This is a genomic window from Natrinema hispanicum, assembly GCF_900111485.1.
In the GTDB taxonomy this organism is placed as follows: domain Archaea; phylum Halobacteriota; class Halobacteria; order Halobacteriales; family Natrialbaceae; genus Natrinema; species Natrinema hispanicum_A.
The window spans coordinates 235,471-241,682 of the sequence record NZ_FOIC01000005.1; the positions used below are offsets into that span (position 1 = coordinate 235,471).

The 6,212-nt window shown below is 53.3% G+C and carries 5 protein-coding genes and 1 pseudogene; 4 read left to right on the plus strand and 2 right to left on the minus strand.

Features of this window, described 5'->3' with window-relative positions:
• Positions 1-87: 87 nt before the first annotated feature.
• Entirely contained in the window at positions 88-2,361 is a 2,274-nt protein-coding gene (locus tag BSG09_RS07530) for a phospholipase D-like domain-containing protein (protein ID WP_092931721.1), read from the plus strand.
• Positions 2,362-2,436: 75 nt separating this feature from the next.
• The gene (locus BSG09_RS07535) at positions 2,437-2,616 is read left to right on the plus strand and encodes a hypothetical protein (RefSeq protein ID WP_092931723.1); all 180 of its coding nucleotides are present in this window, start codon (positions 2,437-2,439) and stop codon (positions 2,614-2,616) included.
• 39 nt (positions 2,617-2,655) lie between these two features.
• Here the strand turns inward: BSG09_RS07535 and BSG09_RS07540 are convergent, their stop codons facing one another.
• Positions 2,656-3,624 (minus strand): hypothetical protein, encoded by a 969-nt coding sequence (locus BSG09_RS07540; protein WP_092931725.1) that lies wholly within the window; start codon positions 3,622-3,624, stop codon positions 2,656-2,658.
• 151 nt (positions 3,625-3,775) lie between these two features.
• Between BSG09_RS07540 and BSG09_RS07545 the strand changes: the two genes are divergently transcribed.
• Complete coding sequence (locus BSG09_RS07545) at positions 3,776-4,063, plus strand: amphi-Trp domain-containing protein (protein ID WP_092931727.1); 288 nt, start codon at positions 3,776-3,778, stop codon at positions 4,061-4,063.
• Positions 4,064-4,169: 106 nt separating this feature from the next.
• Here BSG09_RS07545 and BSG09_RS07550 read toward each other — a convergent pair whose 3' ends face one another.
• A complete protein-coding gene (locus BSG09_RS07550) occupies positions 4,170-5,522 on the minus strand; it encodes a Cdc6/Cdc18 family protein (RefSeq protein WP_092931729.1) in 1,353 nt (450 codons plus the stop codon).
• 496 nt (positions 5,523-6,018) lie between these two features.
• Between BSG09_RS07550 and BSG09_RS21095 the strand changes: the two are divergent.
• A pseudogene (locus tag BSG09_RS21095) lies at positions 6,019-6,212 on the plus strand (RNA-guided endonuclease InsQ/TnpB family protein); the annotation flags it as partial.

The following is a 6,212-nucleotide window of genomic DNA, read 5'->3' on the forward strand; positions in this document are numbered from 1 at the left end:
TTGAGCGCGGTGAACGGGTAGTTGACGTAGAGAGAAGCAACTACTGCTCTTGAACGGATTTATTGCCAACTAGTTGTAATTTACCGTATGGATGAACTTACGGCGAACATTTCGTTTGACAGGTTCGCTGATATGCCGGAGTTCTACGGGTCGGGATCGGCAAAGTACCGGCTGGCGATGGTGAAGGAGCGAGGTGACTTTCTCGATCTGTTCGAGGGTGCTCGTCACGTTGACGCAGTTACCTACGCGGAGACGCCTGAACTAATGGTGAAAATGTTGACCGAGTACGATATCGGATCGCTGGACGTTCTCATCGGAAACGCCGACGATTACGCTGGCCAAGTCAATGACGTCTCTACTGCGCGCTCACTGGTTCAGCTGCGACAGGATGGTCGGCTCACGGTTCGGCTGAAGAACCGGAAGACCGTCCACTCGAAGATCTACCGTATCGTCATGCCGGACGACACGGTAAAACTCGTGCAGGGATCCGCAAACCTCTCACGGAACTCATGGGAGTACCACACGAACCAAATATCTGTTTTTACGACTGATGTCGGGACCGAACTGGACAAAGAGTTCAAGCGGTTCATCGACGAATATCGGGAAAGCTACAGCAGCCAGACACTGTTAGAGGGGCTGGTTGAAGCGCTTGAAGAAGCCGACTCACCAGAAGAGCGGGAGAACCGGATTGAGTACTGGGTCGGGACGGCTGATCTCGATGTGAGTGACACGGCCGCGCTGAATCAGGACGCTGTAGAGGATCTAAAAGATGTCGCAGATCAGGTCACTGCCGTCGTTGATGATCCGGAAGAGGCTGACGAGACGGTCGCGTTCATTGAGGAACCCGAAAATGCCGATCGAACCATCGTAGAACCCGACGATTCAGCGGTCGAGGATGACTCAGACGAAACAGATGACAGTGACGAGTCTCCAGATGTCGGGCTCGTCGAATCTGAGCACGAAACAAGTTTGACGGACACACTCGACCGACCACGGGTCAGAGCGCCTGATGAGAAGATCCGGATGGGGACGAGCAAAGTGGACAAAGACACGGCCGACGAGTTCGGAACCAGCCTCCGTGATCGGGGTGCGACTGTCGAAGACCACAGTATCACTGCACCACTGAGCGCATACAACAAGCAGGTCAAGGAATCGACGGCGATTCCGACGATGTCTGTCCTTCCGGACGCTGAGCAAGTGGTGATTGGCGAGGATGATGAGATGATTCTGGTCGCCACTGACGAACCAACGCCTGAAGTCTTGGGCCATTGTCTCGAAACGATCGAGGACTACATCGAGACTGTCGAGAACCACGGCTACACGCAGTCGGAAACCGCGGTGATGGCGCAAATGTACGAGGCGTTCCTCTACGGGTTCTGGGCCCCATTCGCCAATCAGTACGCCGAGGCACTCTCCTCACCATCACGGACGCTCGACAACGTCCTCCAGCACCTCTACATCGAAGGGAAAAGCGACGCCGGGAAGGACAAACTCACCGAGTACATCCTCCGACTGATTTCCGATAACACGGTTATCTCTGGTGTAGACGCAGACGATGTCGGTGTCGGAGAAATCCGCGGTATCCGCGAGTGGGACACGTCCTTCCCGTACGCAATCATCGACGCAGAGAAGCGCAAGATCCAGAACTGGAGCCCGATCCGGAACTACTGGGGTGACTGGACACCGACAAGCGTTGACCAGCCCTGCCTCATCTTCACGACGAACGACGCGCTTCCCAAATCGGAGTTCCGGAACCGGATGAAGATCCTGAGTATGGACGTCTCATTCCCATCAAACCCTGAAGACCCAGGATTCCGGGAAGCCCAAGAAGACCTCACCCAAGTACTAGAACGAGAAAACCCGATATTCAGCTACGTCGCCCGCCGGATGCTCACCGAGCAACCATGGACCGACGGGAACGGGACCATCGAAGACGTTCGACGCATCTTCCGTGAGTTCTACGACGAAGCCGGTCGAGAGGAACCGGAGTACTTCCCAGCCGACGAACCAGCAGAAAAAAAGTATGATACGGGACGCCTCAAATGGAAACGGGACATCCAAGGTGGCCGCGTCACGTTCGAGTCCGAGCCCGACGCGATCACTGCCGACTTCGACCGCGAAGAATACGAAGTATACGACTACGAGAAACGGCTCCCGAAACGGTTCATGTCGGAGAAATCCTCCACCAGCGTCTACGTTGGCGCACCAGAAGAATTCGCTGAGTGGATCGGGTATTCCGTCGACGAACTACTGGACGGTGCCGCCGAAACGAGCAGCGATTACGAACAACCGACTGGAACAAAGGTAGCTTCCGACGAAAATGAGTCGAGCGGATTCCTCTCGCGCCTATTCGGGGATTGACCCTCCAGAAGTGAGCCTGTACTTCGGATGTCACAGCACCCATGGTTAATCAGATGTGAGGACGAATCCACAACTATGGACGACGCTGACGCAGAGAAAATAACGATCTACGAGCAGTACAGACGTGAGGAAATCACGGAGAAAGAAGCGCGAGAGCTGCTAGGCGACGATGTAGTCGATTCGATGGAGAACGATGTAGAAGCATTTGAATCATCCATGAAACTCGACACGAGTGATTTACTATCCGGTAAGTGAATGTGAGAACCTAATAGGGTAGCGCTGCAGCGGTGGTCATCATTCGTGCACTTCTGCTCCTGTCCGAAAACTCGTGAGTTCGTCGATGCGGTCCTCCAAATCCACGATCTCTTGGCGTAACTCTTGGGCCTCTTCACCTTCTGTCGCCGCAAGTTGCTCTTTGAGACCTTGCAAACGCGTCTCCTTGACCTCGTCATCCACCTCTGCCTTTCGAACGTACTCGCTTTCGTCGATTTCGTATACGTCGCTCTCGGCCAGTTCCGTCACTTCCAGCGCGTCATCAACCTTGTCGCGGTCCACACTCATGACGCGCCCAGGATCGATTCCAGCGTCTTCGAGCGCCGCTAGAACCTCCGCGTCATCCTTGAGCGTGCGGTTGCGTCGGGTGGTCCGCTGGACAGAGCCGAACGGGCCACTGACGGGCCGATCATGGTGGAGGCGGTTGAGCAGCACATCGGCGACATCCTTGCGGAAACTGTTGGCATTGCGTTGAACGTCCGAAAGCAGCGTGTACAGATTGACCAGCGCGTCCGTTTCCATGTCCTCCAACGTGGCTACGTCGTGGCGTTCAAGCGCATCAACGAGCAAGAGCGCGTCAGCATACACATCAAGGTCGGGCTCCGTCCGGTCTTCAGCCTCCAGTTCGGTCTCAGCCTTAAGCAGCTGTGTGGACGTCGCCCCCTCCCTCTCGATAATCACACCAGCATCCTCATCGATTTCGAAGCGAGGATGCAGACTCCACACCGCTGGGTAGGGGTCGGCGTCAGGAGGAAGTCGGTCAAGTTCGAAACCATTTGACGTATTGGAGATCCGTCGATACAGCGTCTCGAACTGGTCGCGCTGAAGTGGTTGTTTTTGATCCTTGTTCTCGAAACGGATGATAATACGGTGCTCCTGGACATCGGTAATCCGGAACCGGTTACGCGACAATGGAGTGACGAGCGTCGCTCCATCGGGAACACCATCAAGTTCATCGAGAAGCGTACGCCAACTCACACTAAACGGCATATCAAATGAAAGATGAGTGGAAGGCAAAACCGTGTGGGAGACATCTCGGGCCAGTGCTCTTGAAGAACGACTCATACACCCACTGTGCGGGCATCCTAATTCGATAAGTACAGGGGATTCACTTATCCGGGCAGGCAACGTGTCGTTCAGTATGCCTGAAGAAGTTCTGTTCAAATCGGAAAGCGACCAGAGTCGAGAAGAGATTGCATCGTACCTTCGGAAAGTCGCAGACAATCTCGACAACGGAAACGCTATCAGCCTGAAAGCAGGCTCCGAGTCTGTAACACTGAATCCTCCTGCCCGACCGACCTTTGAGGTCAAAGCTGAACGCGAAGGCCCGGCTGGCAATATGACTGAATTAAGTGTCGAGTTCGAACTCGAATGGGATGAGAACGCCAATGGGAAGGGCAGCGGCAGTGGCCAGCTAGAAATCGAATAGTCTCTCTGCAGACCTACTTGTCGGCCAGTTCACCATCGAAGTGGGTGTAATCAACACTATGGGACGAGTTCTATGACACCCCCGACTACTGTTAATCACAAGGGCGTCAACTACTGCGGATAGATTGTCGCGCAATTGAGCGAGCGGTGGATAGCTCGATCTCGTCGAACGTATCGTCTTCTTCGAGTGTCTCAATTACAGCGTCAACTGGTTCTGTGAATGTGAACATAAGGTGAACACCGCTTTTGAAGCCACCACTCGTCCGCTCGCTTTCGAGTACACCATACGTTCCTGCTTTGTTGATGTGGCTGTTGACGGTTTCCTGCGTATAGACGTCGCGGTCGGTGCGTTGGCAGATTTCTTGATACAACGTGTAAATTGCTGGACTTGGTGCCGCGCCATCATTCACATCTGCGACAACGGCCGCAGCATAAAGCGAGAGCTTCTTCTGGAGTGACATTCCACCAACGATTTCTAACACTCGGTTTTTGACGACTGAGTCATTGGCTGCGTGTACATGCCGCTCTGTAACAACCGTCTCTCCGTTCCTGTTTGCTAACTCTCCTGCATCACGAAGTAAGTCGATCGCTCGACGTGCGTCACCCTCGTTTTTCGCCCCGTATGCAGCAACGAGTTCGATGACACCGTCATCAAGTGCCCCGTCTTTGAAGGCGTCACGTCGGCGGTTGAGGATTTCGATGAGTTCGTTAGCATCATAATCGGAGAAATGGATACCGGTCGGATTGTACGAGCTATCGGTGCGGCTATCAAGATTCTCGCGGAATTTAGGATGGTTCGTGATCACGACCGTTGAGACGAGGGTATCGACATGCTGCTCGGCCATGACTCGGCTCAAGCTGTAGAGTAACCGGGAATACGCAGGCTCATCATCACTAGCGCGACCGGTAAGAGTATCAATTTCATCGAGTATGAACACAAGAGCATCGAAATGCCGGTCAACAATCTCGTAGAGACGGACATATTTTGCATCGGTGGAGACACCTTTCCGAGGGATATCCCAGGAGACACCGGCTTTCTTAGCGGTTTGATTTCCGAGTTTCCAGACAGCGCGGTCTAACGAGTGGGACTCCATCGTTTTGAAATTGACCGCAATAAAGTCGAAGTCAATCTTGTTCTGAGTGGCGCGTTCTTTTACTTTCTCAGCGACCGCTTTCACCGTGAGTGTTTTTCCAGTACCACTTGGCCCGTAGAGTAAGAGATCTGGGGGACGTTCGCCGTCGAGGGTGTCACGAAACGCTCGGGCCTCAGCTGCTAGTTGTTTGTCACGGCCATAGATCCGGTTGTGATCGACGATCGTGTTCGAGTCAACGAGTTGTTTATTCTCGAAGACTGTTTTTCGTTCGCCATCGAGGATGCTATCGACGATAGATGACTCAGAAGACTGATCTGTGATATCTTCGCTCCCATCTCCCTGCATGTCGGATGGGTTGTGGTTCATTATCGGTGATGAACACTAAGCTGCAATACCTTTTTCGAAATGAAAGGGGTGTAGTCGAAATGAAGGCACCATGATCGAAATGACTCAGGGTGCTATTGGAATTGAAGTAATAGGATCAGTACCGAGATGAGGACACCGTGATCGAAATGAAATTAGGCAGAGGGAGATGCTCCAGAGGCGAATCACTCTCACACCGTGATCGAAATGAAATCGTAGAAATTGAAGACGGGGACTGCCCCGTCTCCAGTCTGAGAGCGGATTATGCGGTGAAACTGGCTGAGTAAGCCACCGTGATCGAAATGAACTCGAAGAAGAGACCTGTAGAATTATGACTTATACGCTGAACAGGCGCAATACCACGGCCTTTAGGCCGTGGATACGCGCCGTCACTCAGTGTCACGCCCCACCGTCTCCGACAGGACTGGATATTCCACGGTTCTCAATCCAATCTTTTACAATTGAAGCAAGTATAAGCGATTATACAGCCGTTCCACGAATGCTGGAAGTCCATCGCACCCACCGAGCACGAATCCTCAACCGCTCACAGGTAGAGGACTCGCTCGACCGCCACGGATGGTCGGCCAGCAAACTTTGGAACGTTGCCAACTATCACTCCCGCCAAGTCTGGGAGGACACGGGCGAAATTCCCGACCACGAGGAGTTGAAACGCGAGTTGAAAGGTCACAATAA

Coding starts and splice junctions, on each gene's coding strand:
- BSG09_RS07540 (WP_092931725.1), bottom strand. CDS start 3,624: ATGCCGTTTAGTGTGAGTTGGCGTACGCTTCTCGATGAACTTGATGGT.
- BSG09_RS07550 (WP_092931729.1), bottom strand. CDS start 5,522: ATGAACCACAACCCATCCGACATGCAGGGAGATGGGAGCGAAGATATC.
- BSG09_RS07530 (WP_092931721.1), top strand. CDS start 88: ATGGATGAACTTACGGCGAACATTTCGTTTGACAGGTTCGCTGATATG.
- BSG09_RS07545 (WP_092931727.1), top strand. CDS start 3,776: ATGCCTGAAGAAGTTCTGTTCAAATCGGAAAGCGACCAGAGTCGAGAA.
- BSG09_RS07535 (WP_092931723.1), top strand. CDS start 2,437: ATGGACGACGCTGACGCAGAGAAAATAACGATCTACGAGCAGTACAGA.